Source organism: Pseudoduganella namucuonensis (assembly GCF_900116645.1).
Taxonomy (GTDB): Bacteria; Pseudomonadota; Gammaproteobacteria; order Burkholderiales; family Burkholderiaceae_D; genus Rugamonas; species Rugamonas namucuonensis.
Genome location: NZ_FPBO01000021.1, coordinates 73,817 through 98,401, shown reverse-complemented (window position 1 = coordinate 98,401; position 24,585 = coordinate 73,817). Strand labels below are relative to the sequence as shown.

The window sequence follows — 24,585 nt, the reverse complement described above, 5'->3', positions numbered from 1 at the left end:
TCACTTTCAGTCCAGCCAGTCCACGGTTTTGCCCAGCGCGGCGGCCAGCCGGTGCCAGCGGGCCGAGGCCTGGGCGTCGATCTGGTTGCTGGCCGTCTCGATGCGGCAGCCGCCGCGCTCGATCTGCGGATCGTCGATCACGCGCCAGCCGCCCTTGTCCAGTTCCTCGCCTATGCCCTCGCGCACCACGGAGGCGTCGTCCGGGTTCAGCATCAGCAGCGCGGGCTGCTGCAGCACCGGCAGGTATTCGATGGCGTCGCGCACGATGGGCAGGATCAGCGACGGCCGTATCTGCAGCGCCTGCTTGAGCATGGCCTTGGACAGCTGCAGCGCCAGTTCCAGCACGTCGGCGGCGATCAGCTGGTCGGCGTCGTGCAGCGCCTGGCCGAAGTTGCCGGCCAGTTCGCGCAGCGGCTCCAGTTCCTTGTCCACCTCCTCCTTGCCCAGCGCGATGGCGTCGGCGTGGCCCTCGGCGTGGCCGGCCGCGTAGCCGGCGCCGTAGCCGGCGATGCGCGCCTCCTCGCGGATGGCGGCCAGCTCCTCCTCGGTGGGGTATTGCGGCGGCAGGTATTCCGGCTCGGCGTATTGCGGCTCGGGCTGCCCGGCGTGGGCGGCTTGCTGCTGTGGCGGCGGCGCGGCGGCGGCTTCCGCCTCGCGCGCGGCGATGGCGCTGGGACGGAAGTCGCCAAAGGACTTCATTTCCCAGCGCTGGAAGGCGGTTTGCTGCTCTTTTGGTAAGGTTGCCATGCGTTTCTATGTTCTTAGACGAAGGAATCTTCGCCTTTGCCGCCCAGCACAATCTGTCCCTCGTCGGCCAGCCGGCGCACGATCTGCAGGATCTGCTTCTGCTGGGTTTCCACCTCGGACAGCCGCACCGGTCCCTTCGATTCGAGGTCCTCGCGCATCATCTCGCTGGCGCGCGCCGACATGTTCTTGAAGATCTTGTCGCGCAGTTCCTGCGAGGCGCCCTTCAGCGCGATGATCAGCATCTCCGACTGCACCTCGCGCAACAGCAGCTGGATGCCGCGGTCGTCGATGTCGATCAGGTTGTCGAACACGAACATCTCGTCCATGATCTTCTGCGCCATGTCGTTGTCGTAGTTCTTGATGTTGTCCATCACGTTGCTTTCCTGCTCGCCGCTCATGAAGTTCAGGATCTCGGCCGCCGCGCGCACGCCGCCCAGCGTCGATTTCTTGATGTTTTCATTGCCCGACAACAGTTTCGTCAGCACGTCGTTCAGCTCGCGCAGCGCGGCCGGCTGCACGCCGTCCAGGGTGGCGATGCGCAGCACCACGTCGTTACGCAAGCGGTCGGTAAAGTGTCCCAGAATTTCGCAAGCCTGGTCGCGCTCCAGGTGGACCAGGATGGTGGCGATGATCTGCGGGTGCTCGTTGCGGATCAGTTCGGCCACGGAATTGGAATCCATCCACTTCAGGCTCTCGATGCCGGACGCGTCCTTGCCGCCCAGGATGCGCGACAGCAGCACCGAGGCCTTGTCGTCGCCCAGCGCCTTGGTCAGCACCTGGCGGATGTACTCGTCCGAATCCAGGCCCACGGTGGAGGCGGCGGCGGTCTGGTCGCGGAAGTCGTCCAGCGTGTCGATCACCTGTTCGTGCGGCACGTTCTTCATGGTCGCCATGGCGGCGCCCAGCTTGAGCACCTCGCGCGGGCCGAGGAACTTCATCACCTCGGCGGCTTCGCTCTCGCCCATCGCCAACATCAGGATGGCGGCTTTTTGCAGTCCGGTATTCTCAGTCATTGGAGCCTATCCATGCTTTGATGACATTGGCCACGATGCGTGGATCTTCCACGGCAAGTTTCTTGGCCAGCGCCAGGTTATCGCGGTATGTCCGCGCGGTACTCTCTTCCATTTTAGCCAGTTCCAGCTCCATGAGCTCTTCTTCGGTCGGCCCTTCGGGCACGACGACCTCGGGCTCCTCCGGTTCGGGCTCGGGCTCGTTGATCTCGTCGATCTTCTTGAACACCGGCCGCATCATCGGCCGCACGATGCGCAGCAGGATGTACAGCAGGATCAGCGCCGTGATCAGGAACTTGGCCAGCTCCTTGGCCAGCGGCAGGTTGGCCGGATCGCGCCACCATTCCAGCACCACCGGCGGCTCGAAGGGTTTGTCGACGCCGTCGAACGGCGTGTTGGCCACGCTCACCGAGTCGCCGCGCTCCTGGTTGTAGCCCATGGCCTCGCGCACCAGGCTGTTGATCTTGGCCATCTCGTCCGGCGTGTAGGGGCGGATGGTGACCTTGCCGGTCTTGGTGTCGACGATGCGGCGGTAGTTGATGACCACGCCCACCGTCATGCGCTTCAGGCCGGCCATGGCCTTCTGCTCGTAGCGCACGGTCTTGTCGACCTCGAAATTGGTGGTCGATTCCTTGTGGTTCGGCAAGCCGCTGGCGGCGGTGGTCTGGGTGCCGGCCGGCGTTCCGGGGGCGGGGGCCGCGCCGGGCGGTGTGGCGGTCAGCGGCGCCGTGGCCGTGCCCGGCGGCTGGTTCGACAGCGCGCCCGGCACGCCGTTGGCGTTGTTGGTGGTGCTGCCGTTGGTTTCGCTGTTCTGCTGGCTGCGGATGGCCGAGGCGGCGGGCGGCGAGTTCGGCTTGTAGGACTCGGCGGCCTGCTCGACGGCGGCGAAGTCCACGTCGGCCACCGCCTCGGCGCGCACATTGCCCTCGCCGACGATGGGCAGCACGATGGATTCGACCTGCTTGATGACCTGTTTTTGCAGTTCCTGCACGTATTTCAGCTGGCTGGCGTCCAGATTCTTGTTGGTGCCGGCGCCGTTGTTGTTCTTGTTGGTGTCCGACACCAGGTTGCCGGCCTGGTCCACGACGGTGACGTTGGACGGCATCAGTTCCGGCACCGACGAGGCCACCAGGTGCACGATGGCCTGCACCTGGGCCGGATCGATCTGGCGGTTGGGGTGCAGGTTCAGGAGCACGGAAGCGGTCGGCTTTTGCTGTTCGCGCACGAACACGGACGGTTTCGGCAGCGCCAGGTGCACCCGCGCCGCGTCCACGGCGGCGATGGACTGGATCGAGCGGGCCAGTTCACCCTCCAGCGCGCGCTGGTAGTTCACCTGTTCCAGGAATTGCGACACGCCCAGCTTCTGGTTCTCCATCAGCTCGAAGCCCACGTTGCCGCCCTTGGGCAGGCCCTGGGCGGCCAGCTTCAGGCGCAAATCGTGCACCTGCTCGGTCGGCACCAGGATCGAGGTGCCGCTCTCGGAGAACTTGTGCTTGACCTGCATCTGGTCCAGCGCCGCCGTGATGGCGCCGCCGTCGCGGTCGGTGTAGTTGGAGAACAGCACGCCGTAGGCGGGCGGCTGGTTCCACAGCCACAGCGCGACGATCAGGGCCAGCAGGGCGGCCGCGCCGGCGCCGCGCACCACCCACTTGCCCATCTGCGTCTGCATGAACGGCGGCTTCGGCTGCGGTTCGGCCGGGTCCGCTGCTTCGTCGATATCGAGTTGTTCGGCTGCTGCTGCCATGGCGGTCAAATAAAAGGTTGGGAGATGGAAAGGATTTGCGGCTGTTGCACATTATGTCGCGCCGCCCACCGTGGCCATCGCCGGAATAGCAGGCGGTTTACCGTCCTGCTCCGCCCAGTCCGCTGGCGCCCCCGCTGCTATTCTGCCAGGACTGACCAGTGCGCCGCCTATTGTAACGCGGCAACCCCGCGTAGTTGTTTCGCGGTAGCAACAGAGGGAAAACTAGAGATGAAAACCACCGGCTTAGGCATAGACAGCAGCAGGATCCAGGCGATGATGGAGCAGTTGAAGGCGCACGCGGCCCGGCCGCAGGCGACGCCGCCGGCCGTCAAGACCGAGGCGCCGTCCGCCAGGGTGGAGTTTTCGGACGCGCTGAAGAATTCGCTGGACGCGGTCGCCGCCAGCCAGAACAAGGCCGAGAACCTGGGTAAGCGTTTCCAGATGGGGGACGACTCGGTCAACCTGTCCGACATGATGATCTCGATGCAGAAGGCCAGCCTCAACTTCCAGGCCACCGTCCAGGTGCGCAACAAGCTCGTGTCCGCCTACCACGAGATCATGAACATGCAAGTCTAACGAGCCGCAAAAACAAAAAAGGGGTCAGGTTCAATATTCCACTAGTGGAATATTGAACCTGACCCCTTTTTTGTTTTGTTCAGCCCAGGCCGGCGATGCGGGCGTTGCGTTCGCGCTCGAGCTTGGTGATGTAGCGCTGCACCGCGTTCAGCGCGCCGCGCGGCATGTCGACGAACTGGCATCCCAGCCGGCGGTTGGATTTGTTGTTGAGCAGGGTCAGGTCGATCATGTTGCGGATCTGTAGCGACGTCACCACCGTGCCCACCTCGGGCAGGTCGATGCGGCAATCCTCGTATTTCTTGCCGATGGAGTCGCCCAGCAGCAGCTTGTTGTCGAGGATGGCGATGCCCCCGCAGCTGATGTCGGCCAGCGGGAAACTGCTGCTGCCGCCGCCCAGCTCGGCCGGCAGGGGTATCACCGCCCGCACCGGATTGCTGACCGGCGTGTTCATCCGGTAGTACTCGCGCCGCTGGAGGCGGATCAGCGAGGCCGGCAGCGGGATCTTGAACGCCGGCGCGCCCTCGAACGTGCATTTCTCCACCCGCTCGCTGGAAAACAGGATGCGGATCTTGTCCAGCGTGGTCTCGTACGACAAGGCCTTGGCGCCGACCACGCGCTGGTTCTGTTCCGGATTGATCGAGCAGTCGAGGATGACGCTGTTGTTGTCGGCGTCCACCTCCAGGATGGAGGTCACGCACACGTCGGCCTCGCCATGCACCAGCATGCGGATCAGCTGGTTTTTCTCGCCGATGCTGCGCAGCAGGCCGATGATTTCCTTGCGCGATTCCACTTCGAAATCGTGCCAGTTTTCCAGTTCCGCGTTGTATTGGTTAGCTTGCATTTTTATTATCGGTAAGTGGAGAGCTGGTGTCCGGCGGCGGGGGAGGCGGCAGCCCGGATTTTTGCGCTGATTCAATATGATATAGCCAGGCCAGTAGTTCCGCAATTGTGCGGTACAGGGCCGGCGGGATTTGCTGGTCCAGGTCGATGTCCATCAGCAGCGACACCAATTCCTTCGATTCGTGGATGTGCACGCCATGTTCGGCGGCCACGTGGATGATCTGCTCGGCCACCAGGCCGCGCCCCTTGGCCACCACCTTGGGGGCGGGGGCGCCGCTGTGGTAGGCCAGCGCGACCGCGCTTTGCAGCGGGCGGCGCGGCGGGTCGTCATTGGCCATCGCCATCCTCCCCGGCGGCGATGGTCAGCGAGGCCAGCGGCGAACCGGCCGCCTCCAGCGCGCGCTGCAGCTCGCCCGACCAGGCCCGCAAGGTGGCGGCGCTGTCGCCGTCCCCCGTCTGCACCTGGATGTGGACCTGCTCGCCCACCAGCGTCACCGACGCGCTCACCTGCCCCAGCAAGGGGAAGCGGAAGCGCACGCCGCTGCGCCAGATCTGTTCCTGCTCCCCGTCGTGGGCGTCCTGCTGGTCCGGGCGGCCGTCGTCGCGCTGTTCGCGCCGCACTTCCCATTGCATGGGCTGGCCCGGCCACACCTCGCCGTTCCATTGCACGCGCTGCTGTTCGTGCGCGTGCAACTGCTGGTTGATCATTTGCGCGGCCGACAGGTCGGGGCCGGCCAGCGCGGCCTTGGCCAGCGTGTCGCCGGTCTGTGGACCCTGCTGCGCCATGCCGCGTTGCATCTGCGGTTCGCGCTGCAGGTCGGACAGGCTGCGCTTGCCCTCGGCCCAGTCGGCCACGTGCGATTCATAAAACAGGCCGCTGCTGCCCAGCGCGTCCCGCAGGTTCTTCGCCAATTGCTGCGGCTCGGGCGCGCCGGCCGTCACCAGCGGCGTCTTACCGGTGATGGTGGCGGGCACGCCGGGCGCGTGGTAGGCGCTGGCCAGCGCGCTGGCGATGGCGCGCGCGCCCTGGCTCAGCGTGGGCGTGGGGGTGTTGTGGTCGAGCTGGGGCAGTTGGTCGGAAGGCGTCAGCGGCGCCCTGCCGAGCAGGGCGGCGGCCAGCGATTGCGGCCGCGCCTGGATAGTGCCGCCGGCGCCGTTCGCCTGTGCCGCGCCGGCTTGCGTTCCTTGGCCGGGGCGGGCCGCGCCATCCGTCCCTGCGTTTTTCGAAGCCGCGTTTGCATTCGCGGCGGTGTTCGCCTCCGCCTTCGCGGCCGTGTTCGCAGCCGCCTTGGCCGCCGCGCCGGCGGCCGCGTTTGCCGCTGCGCTGGCGGCCGCATTGGCCGCGGAAGCCAGCGCCGGGTTCGCGGCGCCGCCCGCGGCACCGTTCGCTCCGTTCGCCGCCCCTTGCGGGCCGGCCTGCTGCGAGCCCGCCTGCGCACCGGCCTTGCCCGCGCCGGCTTGCGCCTCGGCGCCATCGGCGGCGGCGGCGGCGGGCGGCGCCGTGAAGCCCGACGCGCCTGGTCCGGCCTGGCCCGCGCCGGGACGGCCGGGCAGGGCGCCCTGCGAAGGCAATTGCTCGGCGGCGTCGCCCTGGGCCAGCCCGGCCTCGGTGTACATGGGCGCGGTCTGGCCCTGGGCGGCCTGGTTGCCGATCTGGAAGGTGGGACGGGGCGTGACGGCGATCAGCGTCATCGGCACTTCGGCGCCGACCTGGGCGCCGGGCGGCAGCATCATGCGCATCGAGGCGCCGGCCACGCGCACCAGCGAACTGCCGTCCTGGTAGTTGGACAGCACCTGGCCCTGCATGGATAGTCCGACCAGCCCGCCGAGCACGCGCTGCAAGGCGGCCTGCCGCGCGTCGTTGACGGGCAGCGATGAGGCGGGCGGGGTAATCGCCCCCGCCGGCTTGACGCCGGTGGCGTCCAGGCGCGGCGGCAACATGGGATGCTCCTAAGAGGTCTGGGGGGAAGACTTACACGCCGCCATAGGCGCTGGCGAGGCGGCGCTCGGCGCCGGTGCTGTTGATCAGCGCGGACAGCTGGGCCATCCACGGCATCGTCAGGTCGCGGATCTTGCGGTCGGCCGTGAGCATCTGGCGGATCAGCTCCACTTTGCGTTCGCGCTGCTCGCCGGCCATCGGCTGTTGCGGCTCGTCCGCCTGCAGCGCGCGCGCGTGGGCGGCGCAGCGCTGCTCCAGCAGCACCAGGTCGTCCCATTCGCCGGCGGTGGCGGCGGACAGCATCTGTTCGGTCAGCTCCGCCATCGCGGCGTACACGGTCAGTACTTCTTGATTCGTCATCATGGGTCAGGCGCTCGCGTATTTGTTGGCCAGGGAGGAGGGGGCGGCCGCTTGCGGCGCCTTGGGCGTGTCGCCGATCTGGTTCCAGGCGTCGCGCAGCTCGGTGAGCAGGCGCTGCACCTCCTCCAGGATGGCCGGGTCGTTCTTCAGGTTGGCCGTCAGCAGGCGCCCGCTCATGTATTCATACAGGGCGTCCAGGCCCTCGGCGATCTCGCCGCCCACCTTCTTGTCGAGCGCGGCGCGCAGGCCGCTGTCGATGATCATGATGGCCTTGGAGATGGCCTTGCCTTTTTCGCCGATGTTGCCGGAGCGCATATTCATCAGCGCGTTGCTGATCGACACCAGCGCGCCGTCAAACAGCATGACGATCAGTTTATGCGGGCTGGCCGCGACCACGCCGGTCTCCATGCCCACTTTCGCGTAGGCATTGACGCCGGTTTGCCTTGATCCGAACATACTATTTCTCCTCTGCTTGTTGCACTGCTTTGATTTTCTAGGCGTTCATCTTGGCGAACTGCTGCGTCAGGAACGCGGCGGTCGTGCTCATGCTGGACAACGCCGTGTCCAGCGCCGAATACTGCTTGCGGTAGCGCGCCTCGATGTCGACCAGCTTGGCGTTGAACGCGTCCTTCTGTTTCGCCAGATCCTTGACCGTGTCGTTCATGCCCTTGGTGCGCCCGGTGATGATGCCGTTCGCGCCCAGGAAACTCTTGGCCAGCGTGTCCATCTGGTAGGCGTAGCCCTGCGAGAAGCCGATGGTGCCGCGGCTGCCCAGGGTGTCGCCCTTCACTTCGAGTTTCAGGCCCTCGACCGGCGCGCCCGGCCCGCCGGTCAGCGTCTGGCCGTCGCCGGTGGCCGAGAAGCCGCCGATGGTGCCGGCCACGTCCACGCCGTCGGTCGCCGTGGCGCCGCCGAAGATGCTGGCCACGCTGGTGCCGGTGTCGCTGGTGAGCGCGATGTTCGATTTCGAACCGTATTTGGTCGAGTTGACCTTCAGCGTGCCGTCGTCGTTGACCGTCACTTCCACCGTCGAGCCCGCGTCCTTGAAGTTGCTGGCGCCGTTGATCGAGGCCTGCAGCAAGGTGGCCAGGTCCTGCGGCGTGTAGGTGCCGGCGGTCAGCCTGATGGACGCGGTGTTGCTGCTGGTGGTGGGCACCGAGTCGTTCAGCTTGACCGTCCACACGGTGTCGTCGGCGATGGTGGTGCTGCCCGGCAGCGCCGCGGCGCTGGTCAGGGTGCCCTGGCTGGCCAGGCGCGTGACCTGCACCAGGTAGTCGCCGGCCTTGGTGGCCGAGGTCGATCCGGTGAAGCTGACCTCGGCGTCGGTGCTGCGGCCGACCGCCGCGAACAGGCCGGCGATGTCGCCGAAATTGTTGGTGATGGCCTTTTGCAGCTTGGCCGAGTCCAGGGTCAGCGTGCCGTCCTTCTGGAACGCGATGCCGACCTGCGACAGCGTGGTCAGCTTGCTGCCGCTCAGGCCGCTGATGCTGCCGGTCAGCTGGCGGCGCAGCGAGGCTTGCAGGTTCTGCACCGTCGAGTCGCCCAGCAGCTGGCCGGCCTGCTTGGTTTCCGGGTCGTAGCCGCTGACCGACTTGATCTGCGTGCTCAGCTCGTTGTAGGCCTTGACGAAGCCGTTGATGGACGAGGTCAGGGTGGCCGTGTCCTTGGCCACGGTCAGGCTGGCGCTGCCCACCTTCTGGGCGGCGAAGGTCAGGCCCTCGACGGCGCCGCTGATGCTGGTGCTGTGGCTGGTGACGGCGATGCCGTTGACGTTGGCCAGGGTGTCCTGCGCGGCCGTTTTCTGGCTCAGGTTCTGCACGCCGCCCGGGTCGTAGGCCAGCAGCGCCTCGATGGCCGCGTCGGCCGGGTCGCCGCCGCTGCCGCTGACGGTGATGCGCATGTTCGAGTTGGCCCCGGTGGCGCTGGAGGTCAGCACCAGGTGGTTGGGGTTGGTCGCGCTGCCGTCCGAGATGATGCTGGCGGTGACGCCGAAATTGGCCTTGTTGATGGCGTCGCGGATGCCCTGCAGCGTGTTGTTGGTGCTGTCGATGACGATGTTGCCGCTGCTGCGGCTGCCGTCCTGGGTGAAGGCGGCGCCCTGGTAGGTGCCGCCCAGCCCGGCGGTCAGGCCGGCCGCGGCGGGGTTGCTGCCGCCCACCGTGATCTGCGTGCCCGTGCTCGACAGCAGCGACACCGAGCTGGTGGCGGTGCTGCTGTAGCCGGTGTTGGCGGTGCCGCTGTTGCCGATGCCGCCGGTCACGCCGCCGCTCACGGTTTCCACCACGGCGATGTTGGAGCCGTCCGCGTTGGAGAAGCGCAGCGTGCCGTCGGCGGCGCTGCCGCTGAAGGTGATGTTGGCGTTGGCCAGCGCCTGGGTCACGCTGTTCGAGCCGCCCAGCACGCTGTCGATGGCGGCCGCGTCCACGCCGGCGCCGGCGGCCACGCCGGCCGCCTGGCTGGCGATCTCCACGCCCGCGATGGACAGGCTGTAGGTGCCGCCGCCGGAGGTGTCGACCGCGCCGTAGCTGGTGGCGCCGGCCGCGCCGAACAGGGTCTCGGCGGTCCGCGTGGCCTCGGCCTTGGCGCTGACGCCGGTGGTGGCGCTTTTCGCGTTGATCGCGTCGGCCAGCAGTTTCGCGCTGCGCGTGCCGCTGTCGGTGGCGATCGCCGTGTTGTTGATGGACAGCGCGCCGGGCGTGATGCCGCCGGTCAGCACGCCGGTGCCGAGCGCGGCGCCGGTCAGGCCGAAGCTGCCGCCGGCCACGGTGCCGAGCGAGATGTTGATGGTGGTCTTGCCGCCCAGCCCGATGGTGGAGGTGGGCTTGCTGTAGCCGCCGGAGGCCAGCGTCTGCGCCTGGGCCACCTGGCTGATGTCGACCTTGTACGTGCCGGCCTGGGCCTTGCTGGTGGCCGTGCCGCTGAGGATGTCGCTGTTGCTGGAGGTGGCGGTGAAGGCCTGGAAGCTGGACAGCGAGGTCAGGCTGGACAGCGAGCTCTGGAAGGTGGACAGCGCGCCGGACAGCGTGCCGAACGCCGTCACCTTGGCCAGGTAGCTGGCCGATTTCTTGTCGATGGAGGCGACGGGCGCGGCTTCAACGGCCATCAGCTTGCTGATGATGCCATTGACGTCCAGATTGGATCCTATGCCGGGTGAGGAAATGCCCACGTTGTACTCCTACGAAAACGTTAGATTAAGTCATTATCGGCACTTTCAAAGAGGACTTGAGAAGGGGAATTACCAGCCTGTTCACAGTTCGCTAAAAAAAGTGGCAAAAACGCGGCAAAAACGGGAAAGAACGGAACGGCGCGCGGCCGGGGCCGTGGATGGCCGGGGAAGCGGCGGAGGAGAGGAGCGGTTGTGGATGGGGAACACGGCAAGCGCCGCGACGACGCGGCCGGCACGGTCCGCCCGGGCCGGCCTCCGCCAGCGGTGTCCAGGCCATACCCGTAGTGTACGCCACCATGGTGCCATGGCGGAGGGGAAGACGGCGCGCGCGAGGACGCGCCGGTCTCAGGCGGTTTGCCTGATCAGCAAGCCTTTGGCGTTGTCGAGCGACTTCGCGATTTCCAGCGCCTCGGGCGACGGGATCTGGCGCAGCACTTCCTTGGTGGTCTGGTCGACCACCTTGACGATGGTGCGCTTGCTGTCGTTGTCGACGGAAAACTCGAGTCCCTGCGATTTCGCCTGGGACGCCTTGTTCAATTCCGACACCGCCTGGTTCACCTGTTCCAGCGTCGGGGCAGGGGCGGGCGCCTTGACCGCGTTGGCGGTGGCCAGCGCGGTGGCGGGTGCCTGGCCGGTCGCGTGCGTCGCCACCGCATCCACGGCGGCGGCCGCGCGCTCGGCCGGGCGGGACGGCCCGGCGGCGCTGATGGAGTCGATAGTCATGATGCTTCCTTTGCGAAAAATCCCCGGCTGACAAAATCAGCCGGGGAACCGGTTATCAACGATGGCTAACCATCTGTTGCGCGGGATTAGCCACGCAGCAGGGACAGCACGCCGTTCGGCAACGAGTTCGCTTGCGCCAGGATGGCGGTGCCAGCCTGTTGCAGGATCTGGCCGCGGGTCAGCAGGGCCGTTTCCGCCGCGAAGTCGGTGTCTTGAATACGGCTGCGGGACGCCGACAGGTTTTCCGTCGTGGTCTGCAGGTTCGAGATCGTCGAAGCGAAGCGGTTCTGGATCGCACCCAGCGAGGCGCGGTTGCTGTTGATCGAGTTCAGCGCGGCGTCGATGGTCAGCAGCGCGTCGTTCGAGCCTTCCACGGTGCTCACGTCGATGTTGGACACCGAGCTCAGGTTCGAGCCCACGGTGGTCGCGCCGGTCACGGTGGTGGTGGTGGCGGTGATCGAGAAGCCCGAATCCGACGAGAACTCGACGCGGCCGCCGATGGTCGCCTGGCCGGCCATGGCCACGCTCGCGCCGGCGGTGCCGTCGCCCAGGTCGGCGCCGCGCACCTGCGCCGCGGCCATCGCGGTGTTGGCGGTGGCGTCGGTTTCCTCGATCTGGATGTCGTTGCCGGTGTTGTCGGCCAGTTCCAGTTCCTTGGCGCCGGTCGAATCGACCTTGATGGTGGCGGTCACGTTGGTCGTGGCGGACTGGGCGTTGATGGCTTGCGCCAGGGCCGACAGGTCGCCGCCGGACACGTTGGCCGAAATCGTCACGGCCGAGGAGCCGGAGTCGTTGGCCAGCGAGTTGGCGCCGCGCAGTTGGAACTGCACCGAGCCGTCGGCGATGCCGGAAATGGTCGCCGTGGTTTTCGCCTGGGCGCTGACACCGCTGGTGCTGGTGTTGGCGTTGGTGGCGGCCGCGATCGCCTTGGCGCTGTCGCCGGCGTTGACGAACACCTGGGTGCTGATGCCGGCGCCGGAGCTGACGTTCAGCGTGTCGTCGGTGACGTTGTTGGCCAGGCCGGCGACGGCTTGCGATTGCGACGCGGCGATGTCCACCGGCTTGATGGTGTTGTTGCCGATGTCGGTCGCCTTGGCGCTCTGCACACCGATGTTGATGGTCTGGTTCGAGTTCGCGCCCACCTGGAACTGGGTGTTGGTCAGGGTGCCGTCCAGCACGTTCTGGCCGTTGAACTGGGTGCTTTCGGCAACGCGGTTCAGTTCCGAGGACAGTGCGGCCACCTCGTTCTGGATCGATTTGCGGTCGGAAGCGGAGTTCGAGCCGTTGGCGGACTGCACGGCCAGTTCGCGGATACGCTGCAGCAGGTCGCCTGCGGTGCTCAAGCCACCCTCGGCCGTTTGCGCCAGCGAGATGCCGTCGTTGGCGTTGCGGGCCGCCTGGTTATTGCCGCGAACTTGCGAAGTGAAGCGTTCCGAAATTGCCAGACCCGCGGCGTCGTCCTTCGCGCTGTTGATGCGCAGGCCCGACGACAGGCGTTGCAGGGAGGTGGACAACGCGGATTGCGACGAATTCAGGTTGCGTTGCGAGTTCAGGGAGGCAATGTTGGTGTTGATGGTTTGGGCCATGATGTTTCTCCGAAGCTTTACTACTGTTGGGCTGTGTGCTCATTTCACTTTGGCCCGCCTCGCTGTTCCGAGACGATCAAGCCGCTGTTGTAATGGGTAACGGTTGCCCCATGGGAAAATTAAGGGAGAAAATCGGCTTAAATTTTTTGCCTTGGCCCTACAATTCCCTCAAGCATGCACGCTTAAGCGGCGTGTTTTCGGCGAACTTTAGGGTGAAAATAATTATTTTTTAGGGGTGTGGCGGGGCGGAAACGCCACGGCGCCGGCCGGAAACGGCGCCTTAGCGGCGGTATGGCCGGCCCGGCTCCCATGGGCGCAGGCGCCGATAGGGTTGCGGGGCGCCCGCGGCCAGGCTGCGCCGGGGCCGATAGCGGGGCAGGGGAGTGTATGGTCCGGCGAAGTCGTTGAAGCTGCCCTGCCAGGCGACGGTGTGGATGGTCAGCGTGCTCAATTCGTTGGCGTAGCGAAGCTCGGCGTCGAGCGGGAAGTCGCCCGGGAGGCCCGGGCCCGCGACGCCCGCCTTGTCGCCCGCCAGCGGCGTGCGGTAGGACTCGATGGCGGCCGCCCGCGCGGCGGTGTCCACCTGGGCGCCGGTCTTGCCGTGTCCCTCGCCGGACGGGTTGACGCTGGCGATGGCGGGCGGGGGCGAGACGACGGCGACGTCGTTGCGCTCGACGTTCATTTTGGCGTGCAGCATCGTCGCCCCCGCGCCGTGGGGCAGCATGGCGGTGGAAAGCCACAGGATGCTTTTTTTGAGTCTGCTCATAGCCCTCGGCGGAGTTGCAAGGAAATCTATGTTACCACGTGGAATGTATTTCTTGCAAGAAATTCAATTTCCCGTCCGGGCAGAAAAAAGGCCCGCGCTGGGCGGGCCGTCGGGCGTCCTGGGGGCAAGCCGGCTTATTCGGCGATCACCACCCGGTTCTTGCCGGTCTGCTTGGCCTGGTACATGGCCTTGTCGGCGCGCTTGACCAGTTCGGTCTGGTCCTCGTTCGGACGGCGCAGCGCCACCCCGGCCGAGAAGGTGATCAGCACCTTCTCGTTGTCGTGCATGAAGAAGTGGCGGGTCAGCTCGCGCTGCAGCCGCGTCATGGTCTGCGAGGCCGCCTCGATGGTGGTCTCGGGCAGCAGGATCAGGAATTCCTCGCCGCCGAAGCGGGCCACCACGTCCATCGAGCGTATCGTGTCCTTGACGATCTTGACCAGGTGCTTGAGCGCGCCGTCGCCGGCGATGTGGCCGTAGGTGTCGTTGAGGCGCTTGAAATCGTCCAGGTCCAGCACCGCGATGCACAGCGGCGTGCCGCGGCGGTCGGCGCGCGCCATCTCGCGCTCGAACACGTCGTCCAGGCCGCGCCGGTTCAGGCTGCCCGTCAGCTGGTCCTCGCGCACCAGCTCGCTCATATGCTGCAGCTTGGCCTCCAGCTGGTGGATGCGGGCCTCGGCGTCCTGCACCTCCTGGCGCGCCATCACCATGTTGTCGCGCGCCTTGAGGGCCTCGTTCTGGACGATGCGCGTTTCCTTCAGCACGTCGTCGAGGATCTGGTTCAGCTCGTTGATGTCCTCGGCCCGGCTGATCTTCTCGGAATAGCCGCCGATCTTCTCGTGGAAGTCGCCGGTCGAGGCCGCCACCTGGCCCAGGCGGTCGATGAAGGTCATCATCATGTTCTTGACGGTGAGCTTGACGTCCGACAGGCTGTGCTTGAGCTGGCTTTGCTTGTAGATCACGTCCTTCAGGCTGCGCGTGGCCTCCTCCAGCGTGCGCTGGTCCAGCGGGCCGGCGATCAGGTTCTGCACCGCGTCGATCTGGCCGCGCAGCCAGGAGTCGTCGTCCAGCAGGCCGCTGACGTTCTCCAGCAGCAGGCGGAACAGGCGCAGCAGCAATTCCTGCTGCTCGCCCGTGTCGCCGCTCTTCAGTTCGATCTGGTAGCACAGCTGCTTCAGGCGCAGGCCGATCTCGGCCAGCGCCGCCTCGGTGTGCGCCTCCTTGGTGGCGGCGCCCAGCGCCTCGGCCTCGGTCATCAGGGCCGGCGTGCCGCTCAGCAGCGAGGCCACCGCGAAGCTCAGGGTGCGGCTCAGCATGTCGCGCAGCATTTTGGTGTGCTCGCCGTCCGGCAGCTCGGCCAGGTCGATGCCGCGCTTGGCCGGCAGCGGCCGCTCGGCCAGCTGCGCCAGCGCGCGGGCGTAGCCGTCCCAGTCGCGGCCCTTGACGGCCCGGTTCAGGCGGCGGCCGAACTCGGCCATGTCGCCCGGCTGGTCGGACAGGCGGCTGGCGAACTGGTACAGCATCAACTCGGGCCCGGCGTCGGGCCTGGCCTCGGGCGCGGCGGTGCCGGCCAGCGCCGGCGGCGTGGGCACGCCGGCGATCTCGTTGTAGATGTCGCGGTAGGCTTCCGGCGTCGGCGCGATGCGGCGCGTGGCCAGGCGGCGGAATGCTTCGCGTGCGATGTCGGCCGGATTCTGCTCCATCGCGGCAGGAGGGGACGATTTGCTGGACATGTGACGCGCGGGCCTCGGTTTTTATCTAGTTATAAGTGGTGACTGAATTCATGATAGTCCACGGCGCCGGCCCCCGATGCGCGAATTAGCGGGAGGAAATGCTTTTACTTTGCGGCATGAAATAATGCATTTCAGGCAAGTGGCTATTCGATCAGCTGGTTCTTGATGGCATAGTGCGTCAATTCCGCGCTGTTTTTTAAATTCATTTTCACCAGCAGCCGGGCGCGGTACTCGCTGACCGTCTTGACCGACAGCGACAGCTCCCTGGCGATCACGCTCACCGTCTTGCCGGAGGCGATCATCAGCAGGGTCTGGTATTCGCGGTCGGACAGGGTCTCGTGGGCGGGCGCCTCGTGGTCGACCCCGACGTGGTTGGCCAGTTCCTGGGCCAGCGCCGGGCTGACGTATTTTAACCCCCCGGCCACCTGCCGGATCGCCGTCACCAGCTCCCTGGGCGCGCTCTGCTTGGTCAGGTAGCCGGCCGCGCCGGCCTTGAGCGAGCGGATCGCGTACTGGTCCTCGCGGTGCATGGACAGCATCAGCACCGCCAATTCCGGTTTGTCCTTCTTGATCTGCTTGAGCACGTCGATGCCGCTCTTGTCCGGCAGCGAGATGTCGAGCAGCACCACGTGGCAGCCGGACTTGCGGAACAGCTTGATGGCGTCGTTGCCGTTTTCGGCCTCGCCGGCCACCACGATGTCGCGGGTGTCGGCCAGGATTTGTTTCAAGCCTTCGCGCACGATGGCGTGGTCGTCGGCGATGAAGACCTTGATGAGGGCTTTGTCTGTCATGGGGTGGCTGGGTATTTCAGCATGGCAATATTAATCATTCCCTATTGTAGCGCCCCCGGGCGCGCCCGGCGAGGGCGGGCGCCGATCGTCGGGCCCGCCCGCGCGCCGGATCCGGATCGCCACCACGGTGCCGCCGCCGGCGGCGTGCTCCACCGTCAAGGTGCCGCCCAGCGCGGCGGCGCGCTCGGCCATGCCGCGCAGGCCGAAGGACTGCGGCTTGGCGCGGTCGGCCGGGGCGATGCCGCGGCCGTTGTCGGCGATCCGCAGGCTCAGGTGGTGGCGGCTGCGGCCCAGCTTGACGGTGACGCGGCTGGCGCGCGCGTGCTTGGCGATGTTGGTCAGCGCCTCCTGCACGATGCGGAACAGGGCGCTGGCGCGGTCCGGGTCCAGCGCCGGGTCGGAATCAAGCCCCCCGGCGCCGCTGAAGACGCAGGCGATGCCGGTCTGGGTGCCGAATTCCTTGAGTTGCCACTCCAGCGCCGCCACCAGGCCGAAGTCCAGGATCGAGGGGCGCAGGTCGAGCGAGATGCGGTGCACCGCGTCGATGGTGCGGTCGACCAGCGCGTCCAGGTAGGCCGCCTTGTCCTGCAGCGCCTGGTCGCCGGGCGGCAGGCGCTTGCCCAGCATGGCCAGCGCCATCTTGATGGCCGTCAGGTTGCCGCCCAGGTCGTCGTGGATCTCGCGCGCGATGCGGGCCCGCTCCTGCTCCTTGACGGTCTCGATGTGGGCGGTCAGCTCCGCCAGGCGGGCGCGGCTCTGGCGCACCTCCAGCTGCTCCAGCTTGCTCTCCGTGATGTTGGTCATGATGCCCTCCCACTGCACGCCGTCGTTGGCGGGCAGCAGGTGCGGCGTGCTGCGCAGGTTGATCCACTTGACGTCGTTCCAGGCCGCGACCCAGATCCGGCCCTCCCAGTTCCAGCTCCACAAGGTGGAGGCCGAGACCAGCATGGCGTCGACGTAGGACTGGCGGTCCTCCTCCAGGATCAGCTCGAGGAAACGCTGCGGCGCGGCCTGCAGCTCGGCCGGGGTCAGGCCCAGCAGCGCCTGGCAGCCGTCGCTGACGTAGGGGAAGGCCACGCGGCCGTCGCCGTGGCGGGTGAAGCGGTACACCAGGCCGGGCGTGTTGCGCACCAGCGCGTCGAAGCGCGCCTGCGCCTGGCGCAGCGCGCTGGCGATGGCGGGGGCGGCGGTGGGCAGGGGCGCGGCGGGCCGGCGGGCCGGCGCGCCACGCGCCGCGGGGCGTTTGTTCATGACAGGCGTCCGAGTGTGTACAATCGCTTCATGCACGGGATGATACGTGAAAGTGGTTTGGGGTGATATGAACAAGGCATTTGTGAAAGAGGGCGGCCAGGACGACGATGACGACGAGGCGGCCGCGCTGGCGCTGGCGATCCCGCCCGGGTCGAAGAACTACATCACGCCGGCCGGCTACCGGCGCATCAAGGACGAGCTGCTGCAGCTGATCGACGTCGACCGGCCGGAGGTGGTGCGGGTGGTGCACTGGGCCGCCTCCAACGGCGACCGCTCGGAGAACGGCGACTACATCTACGGCAAGAAGCGGCTGCGCGAGATCGACCGCCGCATCCGTTTCCTCACCAAGCGCATGGACCTGGCCGAGGTGGTCGACCCCAGCGTGCACCACGGCGGCGACCAGATCTTCTTCGGCGCCACCGTCACCTATAGCAACGACCGCGGCGAGGAGCGCACCATCACCATCGTCGGCATCGACGAGCTGGACCCGCTGAAGGGCAAGATCAGCTGGATCTCGCCGGTGGCGCGCACCCTGACCAAGGCGCGCGAGGGCGACACCGTGACCCTGCACACGCCGACCGGGGTCGAGGAACTGGACATCCTGGAGGTGAGCTATCCCGCGCCCACGGACCAATAGCTTGCGTCGCGCGCTGGCGGGCGCGCTGGGCATGCTGGCGCTCCAGCTGCCGTTCGCCCCGGCGCGGGCGAGCGACCTGTACACGATAGACAACAATTTCAGCCGCCCGGACACGCGCGACCGCTACACGCGGCAGTTGCTGCAGGCGGCGCTGGACGCGTCCAGCGCGCAGTTCGGCCCCTACCAGCTGCGCACCTCGCCGCTGGCCATGGAGCGCGACCGCCTGATGCAGGAGATGGTCAAGGGCACGCTGGTCAATCTGAGCGCGCAGATCACGTCGGTGGAATGGGAGCAGAAGCTGATCCCGATCCGCATCCCGCTGGACAAGGGCCTGTCCGGCTACCGGGTCTCGTTGATCGACAGGCGCCACCAGGCGCAGTTCGACGCGGTGCGCACGCTGGAGCAGTTGAAGCGGATACCGCTGGGGGCGGGGCGCCAATGGAGTTCGACGGCGGTGTTCCAGCAGGCCGGCTTCCCGGTGGCGCTGGGCAATTCGACGCCCGGCCTGCACAGCATGCTGGCGGCCGACCGCTTCCGGCATTTTCCACGCGGGATGGAGGAGGCGGTGTTCGAGTTGATGGTGCACGGGCCGGCCTTCCCGGAGCTGGCGCTGGAGCGCGGTTTCGCCATCTACATGCCGCTGCCGCGGTATTTCTTCGTGTCCCCGGGCCAGGCCCGGCTGGCCGAGCGGCTCGAATACGGCCTGCGCGCGCTGATCGCCGACGGCCGCTTCGACCAGATGTTCCACGAGTTCTACGACGCCATGATCGAGCGGGTCGGCCTGCGCAAGCGCCGCCTGTTCAAGCTGGACAACCCCCTGCTGACGCCGCAAACCCCGCTGTCCAACAAGGCCTACTGGTACGACCCGTTCGAGCACCGCTGAGGGGGGAGTGACGGGCCGCAAGCCGCGTGGACGCCGCCGCGCTATGGTGGAGCCATGTGCATCGAGGAGCGCCACCATGCCGCGCCGCCCACGTCTGATCCTGCCACGCACGCCGCTGCACCTCATCCAGCGCGGCAACAACCGGCAGCCCTGTTTCCACTCCGACTCGGACTACCTGGTGTATCTGGAATGGCTGAAGGAGCACGCCGACGGGACCGGATGCGCCGTGCACTCCTACGCGCTGATGAGCAATCACGTGCACTTGCTGATTTCATTCGACGACGAGGCGGCCCCGGGGGCGTTGATGAAGGCGCAGGGGCAGCGCTATACGCAGTACTTCAACTGGCGCTATGGCCGCAGCGGAAGCCTATGGGATGGGCGCTATAAGAGCTGCGTGGTGCAGGAGGAGGGGTATTTGCTGGAGTGTCAGCGATACATTGAGAAAAACCCGGTACGCGCCGGGATGGTGGACTTTCCTGCTCAGTATCGTTGGTCAAGCTATCGGTGCAATGCGGAGGGTAAGGCTGATGCGCTTGTTCGGCCTCATGCTGTCTACCAGCGTCTGGGCAAAGATGCGCGGGAGCGCCAACAGGCGTACCGGGACCTGTTCATAAATGTCGATGAGCGGTTGCTCGAGCAAATTCGCGCCGCGCTATACACCGAGCAAATTTTAGGGAACGCGGCATTCATTGCTGATGTCGCGCACCGGCTGCGCTTGAAATGAAAACCAGCGGCAAAAGGCCGGGGTCAGACCCACTGGGTCTGACCCCAGGTTCTGCCGCTGGTTTTAGCTGCGCTCGCGCAGCACGCGGTTGACGCCGGCGACGCGGCGCACGTTGCGCAACAGGCCGGCCAGGTGCACCCGGTCCTTGACCTGGATCGTGAAGCGCAACTGGTGCAGCACGTGCTCCGCGTCCTCGTCCATGCCGACGAACACGATGTTGGCGTCCGATTCGCCGATCTCGGCGGCCACCCGCGCCAGGATGCCCTTCTCGTTGTTGATCAACAGCTTGATGCGGCTGTCGAAGCGGCGGTTGATGTCGCTGCCCCACTTGACCGGGATCCAGCGGTCCGGCTCCTTCTGCTTCTGGCGCTTGGCCACCGTGCAGTCCAGCGTGTGCACCAGCAGGCCCTGGTCGCGCCGCAGCTGGCCGATGATCTGGTCGCCCGGGATCGGCAGGCAGCATTGCGCCAGCTGCACCGACACGCCCTCGCTGCCGCAGATGGTGACCGGGTCCAGCTCGGCCGCGTTGGCGTGGTCGACCGGCATGGCGGCCGACTCGCCGCCCATCAGTCCGTAGATGTGGCGCGCCACCAGCGCCGCCATGCGCTTGCCGATGCCGATGTCGGCGTACAGCTCGTCCAGCGACTTGGCGCTCGATTCGTTCAGCAGGCGCTCGATCAGCGTCTCCGGCAGGTCCGGCTCGAGGTGGGCGGCGGCCAGCGCCTGCGTCAGCAGCTGCCGGCCCAGGACGATCGATTCCGGCAGGTTGATGGTGCGCAGGTGGTGGCGGATGGCCGAGCGCGCCTTGCCGGTGCGCACGAACGACAGCCAGCTCGGGCTCGGCCGCGAGGCCGGGTCGGTGACGATCTCCACGATGTCGCCGTTGCGCAGCTCGGAGCGCAGCTGCGCCGCCTCGCCGTTGATGGTGACCGACACCGTGTGGTCGCCGATGCCGGTGTGGATGGCGTAGGCGAAGTCGATCGGCGTGGCGCCGCGCGGCAGCGAGATGATCTTCGATTTGGGCGTGAACACGTACACCGAGTCCGGGTACAGGTCGACCTTCACGTGCTCCAGGAATTCGGCCGAGTCGCCGGTCTGCTGCTGGATGTCGAGCAGCGACTGCAGCCACGAGTGGGTGCGCTGCTGCAGGTCGCTCATGTTGGTGTCGCCGGTCTTGTACAGCCAGTGCGCGGCCACGCCGGATTCGGCGGTGCGGTGCATCTCCTGGGTGCGGATCTGGAACTCCACCGGCGTGCCGTAGGGGCCGATCAGCGTGGTGTGCAGCGACTGGTAGCCGTTCAGCTTGCGGATCGCGATGTAGTCCTTGAACTTGCCCGGCATCGGCTTGTACAACGAGTGCAGCGTGCCCAGCGCCACGTAGCAGTTGGGGAAGCTGTCGACCACCACGCGGAAGCCGTACACGTCCAGCACCTGCGAGAACGTCAGGTGCTTGCTGCGCATCTTCTTGTAGATGCCGTACAGCGTCTTCTCGCGGCCGTACACCTCGGCGTCGATCTCGGCCATGGCGAGCGTGTTCTTGACCGCCTCCAGGATCTTCTTGACCACCTCGCGCCGGTTGCCGCGGGCCGCCTTCACGGCCTTGGCCAGCACGTGGTAGCGCAGCGGGTACAGGTGGGCGAACGACAGGTCCTGCAGCTCGCGGTAGATGTTGTTCAGGCCCAGGCGGTGCGCGATCGGCACGTACACCTCCATGGTCTCGCTGGCGATGCGGCGCTTCTTGGCCGGCGCCATCACGTCCAGCGTGCGCATGTTGTGCAGCCGGTCGGCCAGCTTGATCAGGATGACGCGCACGTCGGAGGCCATGGCCAGCAGCATCTTGCGGAAGTTCTCGGCCTGCGCCTCGATCTGGCTCTGGAACTCGATCTTCTCCAGCTTGGACAGGCCGTCCACCAGGTGCGCCACCGGCGCGCCGAAGCGTTCGATCAGCTCGTCCTTCTTGACGTCCTGGTCCTCCATCACGTCGTGCAGCAGCGCGGCCATGATGGCCTGCGCGTCCAGCTTCCAGTCCGAGCAGATCTCGGCCACGGCGATCGGATGGGAGATGTAGGGCTCGCCCGACTTGCGCACCTGGCCCAGGTGCATCTCGTCCGAGAAGCGGTAGGCCTCCTTGACCTTCTTCAGGTCGGACGGCGACATGTACTCGGCGAGCTTCTCGGTCAGGTGGGTGACGGACGCGACGCCCGCAGTGAGGGTGGGGGTGGCCAGGGGCGATGAGGTCACGGGTGGCGTGGTGGTCGGTGCGGCGTTGGCCGCGGACGTGGCGGCGCCCGGCGCGGATTTGGCCGGGCGCTTGGCCCGGCTGGCGGGCTTGCCTGTTACTTCGGTGTCAGCAGGAGTCAGGTTCATACGGGTCCACAGAGTGCGTTAGAACCTCGTTCTACTGGGTGGGCTCGCGCCCAACTTACATAGGGACCTTTTTCAGCATCTCCAGGCCGACCTTGCCGGCGGCGATCTCGCGCAGCGCGACCACGGTGGGCTTGTCCTTGGCGTCGACCTTCGGAGTGTGGCCTTGCAGCAGCTGGCGCGCGCGATAGGTCGCGGCCAGGGTCAGCTGGAAGCGGTTGGGGACGTTTTTCAGACAATCTTCAATCGTAATACGGGCCATCTCAACTCCTAAAAATACGGTGCTTGGTTATTTATTCAGCATGCTCGGCGTGTATGCCAAGTTGGGCGAAGAGCGATGTGTTGCGGGCCGCTTGTTGCGAGAATCGGCAACGGGCCGCTCGTACGATCGCGCTCAGCTCAGACAGGGCGACCGGAAACTCCTGGTTGATAATAACATACTCGAACTCCGGGGCGTGGGCGATTTCGCCGCCGGCCGCCAGCAGCCGGCGCGTGATCACGTGCGGCTCGTCCTGGCCGCGCTTGTGCAGCCGCTCCTCCAGCGCCGCGATCGACGGCGGCAGGATGAAGATGCCGGCCGCCATCGGGAACTGCTTCTTGACCTGGCGCGCGCCCTGCCAGTCGATCTCCAGCAGGATGTCGGTGCCGGTCTTCATCTGCTCCTCGACGAAGATGCGCGAGGTGCCGTAGTAGTTGCCGTGCACCTCGGCCCATTCGAGGAACTCGCCGGCCTGGGCGCGCGCCACGAAGTCCTCGGCGGTGGTGAAGAAGTATTCGCGGCCATGCTCCTCGCCCGGACGGGGCGCGCGGGTGGTGGTCGAGATCGACAGCTTGATGCCCGGTTCCTGCGCCAGCAGCGCGTTGACGAGTGTGGATTTGCCGGCGCCGGACGGCGCGGCCACCATGAACAGGCTGCCGGAGAAGGCGGAAGTTTGGCTCATGTTGTTCTTTCGAAAACGATGTGGGCAAGGAAGCGGTCGCCCAAAGGCGTATTTTATCACTTGCCCTGCGGTATTACAGCCCCAGTTTGCCCCTCGAAAGCGCTTGCCACTAGACCGACCGGTCTATAGAATGGCCGCATGACGAATCCGAAAACCCTTCCCGACGAGCCCGGCACCCGAACGCGCCTGATCAACGCCATGGTCCACACGCTGCAATACCGGGGCCTGCACGGCGCCGGCCTGAGCGAGATCCTGGCGCGGGCGCAGGCGCCCAAGGGCGTGCTCTACCATCACTTCCCCGGCGGCAAGACGGCGCTGGCGGTGGCCGCCATCGAGGCCACGGTGTCGTTTTCCTGCGCCATGCTGGACAAGCTGATGCAGGGGCACGCCGACCCTGCCGTCGGGCTGCGGGCCTGGATCGCGCGCGCCATGGGCGGACTGGGCGAGAGCGGCTTCGAGCGCGGCTGCCCGCTGGGCACGGTGGCGCTGGAGTCGACCGCCGCCGACGTCGAGATCCGCCAGGCGCTGTGCGCCGGCTTCGCCGCCATCCGCGGCCGCATCGCCGCCGCGCTGGCGGCGGCCGGCCACGACGCGGCGCGCGCCGAGGGCGTCGCCGCGCTGATGGTGGCCGCCTACGAGGGTGGCCTGCTGCAGGCGCGCGTGGCCAACGACGTCGGCCCGATGCTGCAAGCCACCGAGACACTGCTTTCGCTGTTGGACCAACCCGCCCCCGGCCCGAAGGACCCGCCATGCAAGGAGTCGCCATGAACACCACCGCCAACGCCAATCCCGGCGCCGACCCGGCCGCCGCCGGCCAGCCCGTCTCCTTCACGCTGCGCGCCGTCGACGGCTATCCGCTGGCGGCCATGCGCTACGCCGCGCAGGGCGCCGAGCGCGGCCGGCTGATCGTGGCCGGCGCCACCGGCGTGCCGCAGGGCTTCTACCGCCGCTTCGCGCAGTTCGCGGCGGCGCACGGCTACACCGTGCTGACCCTGGACTACCGCGGCATCGGCGCCTCGCGCAGCGGCAGCCTGCGCGGCTTCCGCGCCAGCTTCCTGGACTGGGGCCGGCTGGACCTGGCCGCCGCCGTCGACCACATGGCCGACGACGGCGCCACGGCCGGCGCGTCCGCCGCCCCCGGCGCGGCCACCGCCCCCCGCGCCGCCACCACGTCCGCCGCCGCATCCGCCGCCAACGCCGGCGCGGCGCCGCGTGCCGGACGCGTGCCCCTGTACATGGTCGGCCATTCCTACGGCGGCCACGCCTTCGGCCTGCTGCCCAACCACGGCAAGGTGGACGGCCTGTACACCTTCGCCACCGGCGCCGGCTGGCATGGCTGGATGCCGCGGCTTGAACGCGTGCGCGTGCTGCTGATGTGGAACGTGGTCGCGCCGCTGCTCACGCGCTGGAAGGGCTGCCTGGCCTGGAGCAAGCTGGGCATGGGCGAGGACCTGCCGCTGGGCGTGTACCGCCAGTGGAAGCACTGGTGCGGCTACCCGCACTACTTCTTCGACGACCCGAAGATGCGCGACGTGACCGACGGCTTCAACGACGTGCGCGCGCCCATCATGGCGGTCAACGCGGCCGACGACCTGTGGGCGCCGCCCGGCTCGCGCGACGCCTTCATGCGCGGCTACCGCAACGCGCCCTGGTTCGGCATCGACATCGACCCGGCCAAGTCGGGCATCGGCAAGATCGGCCACATGGGCTATTTCCGCCCGCAGGCGCAAGCGCTGTGGGTGGCCGCGCTGGACTGGTTCGACGGCATCGGCGCGCGCAGTCCGGCCGCGCACCCTCCCGTCTGAGG

Annotated in this window: 24 protein-coding genes; 6 read left to right on the top strand and 18 right to left on the bottom strand. The window is 67.1% G+C overall.

Annotated features, from left to right (window positions below):
- Nucleotides 1-6 precede the first annotated feature (6 nt).
- Genes BM436_RS21070 through fliF form a run of 3 tightly spaced genes read right to left on the bottom strand, consistent with a single transcriptional unit; the run spans nt 7 to nt 3,501 of the window.
- Complete coding sequence (locus tag BM436_RS21070) at nt 7-747, bottom strand: flagellar assembly protein FliH (RefSeq protein ID WP_093557496.1); 741 nt, start codon at nt 745-747, stop codon at nt 7-9.
- Nucleotides 748-761: 14 nt separating this feature from the next.
- A complete protein-coding gene (fliG, locus tag BM436_RS21065; protein ID WP_093557495.1) occupies nt 762-1,760 on the bottom strand; it encodes a flagellar motor switch protein FliG in 999 nt (332 codons plus the stop codon).
- On the bottom strand, nt 1,753-3,501 hold the full coding sequence (gene fliF, locus BM436_RS21060) for a flagellar basal-body MS-ring/collar protein FliF (protein ID WP_371859657.1): 1,749 nt from the start codon (nt 3,499-3,501) through the stop codon (nt 1,753-1,755). Before fliF ends, fliG begins: the two co-directional genes overlap by 8 nt.
- Nucleotides 3,502-3,729: 228 nt before the next feature.
- On the opposite strand from fliF, the gene fliE reads away from it, so the two are divergent.
- The gene (fliE, locus tag BM436_RS21055) at nt 3,730-4,077 is read left to right on the top strand and encodes a flagellar hook-basal body complex protein FliE (protein ID WP_093557494.1); all 348 of its coding nucleotides are present in this window, start codon (nt 3,730-3,732) and stop codon (nt 4,075-4,077) included.
- Between the two features lie 79 nt (nt 4,078-4,156).
- Here the strand turns inward: fliE and BM436_RS21050 are convergent, their stop codons facing one another.
- The 12 genes from BM436_RS21050 to BM436_RS20995 form a co-directional block, all read right to left on the bottom strand.
- Nucleotides 4,157-4,918, bottom strand: coding sequence for a flagellar brake protein (locus BM436_RS21050; RefSeq protein WP_093557493.1), 762 nt, complete (start codon nt 4,916-4,918; stop codon nt 4,157-4,159).
- Nucleotides 4,908-5,255 carry an EscU/YscU/HrcU family type III secretion system export apparatus switch protein gene (locus tag BM436_RS21045; protein ID WP_093557492.1) on the bottom strand — a complete coding sequence of 116 codons (348 nt, stop codon included), beginning with the start codon at nt 5,253-5,255 and terminating at the stop codon, nt 4,908-4,910. The genes BM436_RS21050 and BM436_RS21045 overlap by 11 nt, the downstream gene beginning before the upstream one ends.
- Complete coding sequence (gene fliK / locus BM436_RS21040) at nt 5,245-6,858, bottom strand: flagellar hook-length control protein FliK (RefSeq protein ID WP_177307398.1); 1,614 nt, start codon at nt 6,856-6,858, stop codon at nt 5,245-5,247. The genes BM436_RS21045 and fliK overlap by 11 nt, the downstream gene beginning before the upstream one ends.
- 31 nt (nt 6,859-6,889) lie before the next feature.
- Complete coding sequence (locus tag BM436_RS21035; RefSeq protein WP_093557491.1) at nt 6,890-7,219, bottom strand: flagellar protein FliT; 330 nt, start codon at nt 7,217-7,219, stop codon at nt 6,890-6,892.
- Between the two features lie 3 nt (nt 7,220-7,222).
- On the bottom strand, nt 7,223-7,672 hold the full coding sequence (gene fliS / locus BM436_RS21030) for a flagellar export chaperone FliS (protein WP_093557490.1): 450 nt from the start codon (nt 7,670-7,672) through the stop codon (nt 7,223-7,225).
- Between the two features lie 37 nt (nt 7,673-7,709).
- A complete protein-coding gene (gene fliD, locus BM436_RS21025; protein WP_093557489.1) occupies nt 7,710-10,382 on the bottom strand; it encodes a flagellar filament capping protein FliD in 2,673 nt (890 codons plus the stop codon).
- Nucleotides 10,383-10,727: 345 nt separating this feature from the next.
- Entirely contained in the window at nt 10,728-11,105 is a 378-nt protein-coding gene (locus tag BM436_RS21020) for a flagellar protein FlaG (protein WP_093557488.1), read from the bottom strand.
- A gap of 86 nt (nt 11,106-11,191) precedes the next feature.
- Nucleotides 11,192-12,691 carry a flagellin N-terminal helical domain-containing protein gene (locus BM436_RS21015; protein ID WP_093557487.1) on the bottom strand — a complete coding sequence of 500 codons (1,500 nt, stop codon included), beginning with the start codon at nt 12,689-12,691 and terminating at the stop codon, nt 11,192-11,194.
- 280 nt (nt 12,692-12,971) lie between these two features.
- A complete protein-coding gene (locus tag BM436_RS21010; RefSeq protein WP_093557486.1) occupies nt 12,972-13,457 on the bottom strand; it encodes a hypothetical protein in 486 nt (161 codons plus the stop codon).
- 134 nt (nt 13,458-13,591) lie between these two features.
- The gene (locus tag BM436_RS21005; protein WP_093557485.1) at nt 13,592-15,187 is read right to left on the bottom strand and encodes a GGDEF domain-containing protein; all 1,596 of its coding nucleotides are present in this window, start codon (nt 15,185-15,187) and stop codon (nt 13,592-13,594) included.
- A 143-nt stretch (nt 15,188-15,330) separates the two neighbouring features.
- Entirely contained in the window at nt 15,331-15,978 is a 648-nt protein-coding gene (locus tag BM436_RS21000) for a response regulator (RefSeq protein ID WP_093557484.1), read from the bottom strand.
- Nucleotides 15,979-16,008: 30 nt separating this feature from the next.
- A complete protein-coding gene (locus BM436_RS20995) occupies nt 16,009-17,229 on the bottom strand; it encodes a sensor histidine kinase (RefSeq protein ID WP_093557483.1) in 1,221 nt (406 codons plus the stop codon).
- A gap of 67 nt (nt 17,230-17,296) precedes the next feature.
- On the opposite strand from BM436_RS20995, the gene greB reads away from it, so the two are divergent.
- The 3 genes from greB (at nt 17,297) to BM436_RS20980 (ending at nt 19,473) form a co-directional block, all read left to right on the top strand.
- A complete protein-coding gene (greB, locus tag BM436_RS20990; protein ID WP_093557482.1) occupies nt 17,297-17,866 on the top strand; it encodes a transcription elongation factor GreB in 570 nt (189 codons plus the stop codon).
- A 1-nt stretch (nt 17,867) separates the two neighbouring features.
- Nucleotides 17,868-18,749, top strand: a complete 882-nt coding sequence (locus BM436_RS20985; protein ID WP_229490558.1) for a hypothetical protein — start codon at nt 17,868-17,870, stop codon at nt 18,747-18,749.
- A gap of 76 nt (nt 18,750-18,825) precedes the next feature.
- A complete protein-coding gene (locus tag BM436_RS20980) occupies nt 18,826-19,473 on the top strand; it encodes a transposase (protein WP_093557481.1) in 648 nt (215 codons plus the stop codon).
- A 63-nt stretch (nt 19,474-19,536) separates the two neighbouring features.
- Here BM436_RS20980 and BM436_RS20975 read toward each other — a convergent pair whose 3' ends face one another.
- From BM436_RS20975 to gmk, 3 genes are read right to left on the bottom strand one after another with little or no spacing between them, the layout of a single operon-like run.
- The gene (locus tag BM436_RS20975) at nt 19,537-21,840 is read right to left on the bottom strand and encodes a RelA/SpoT family protein (protein WP_093557480.1); all 2,304 of its coding nucleotides are present in this window, start codon (nt 21,838-21,840) and stop codon (nt 19,537-19,539) included.
- Nucleotides 21,841-21,895: 55 nt separating this feature from the next.
- Nucleotides 21,896-22,099, bottom strand: coding sequence for a DNA-directed RNA polymerase subunit omega (gene rpoZ / locus BM436_RS20970; protein ID WP_093557479.1), 204 nt, complete (start codon nt 22,097-22,099; stop codon nt 21,896-21,898).
- 31 nt (nt 22,100-22,130) lie between these two features.
- Complete coding sequence (gene gmk / locus BM436_RS20965) at nt 22,131-22,778, bottom strand: guanylate kinase (protein WP_093557478.1); 648 nt, start codon at nt 22,776-22,778, stop codon at nt 22,131-22,133.
- Between the two features lie 138 nt (nt 22,779-22,916).
- Here gmk and BM436_RS20960 point away from each other — a divergent pair, with 138 nt between their 5' ends.
- Both BM436_RS20960 and BM436_RS37175 read left to right on the top strand, forming a co-directional pair.
- Nucleotides 22,917-23,546 carry a TetR/AcrR family transcriptional regulator gene (locus BM436_RS20960; protein ID WP_229490556.1) on the top strand — a complete coding sequence of 210 codons (630 nt, stop codon included), beginning with the start codon at nt 22,917-22,919 and terminating at the stop codon, nt 23,544-23,546.
- On the top strand, nt 23,543-24,583 hold the full coding sequence (locus tag BM436_RS37175; protein ID WP_229490554.1) for an alpha/beta hydrolase family protein: 1,041 nt from the start codon (nt 23,543-23,545) through the stop codon (nt 24,581-24,583). Before BM436_RS20960 ends, BM436_RS37175 begins: the two co-directional genes overlap by 4 nt.
- Nucleotides 24,584-24,585 lie beyond the last annotated feature (2 nt).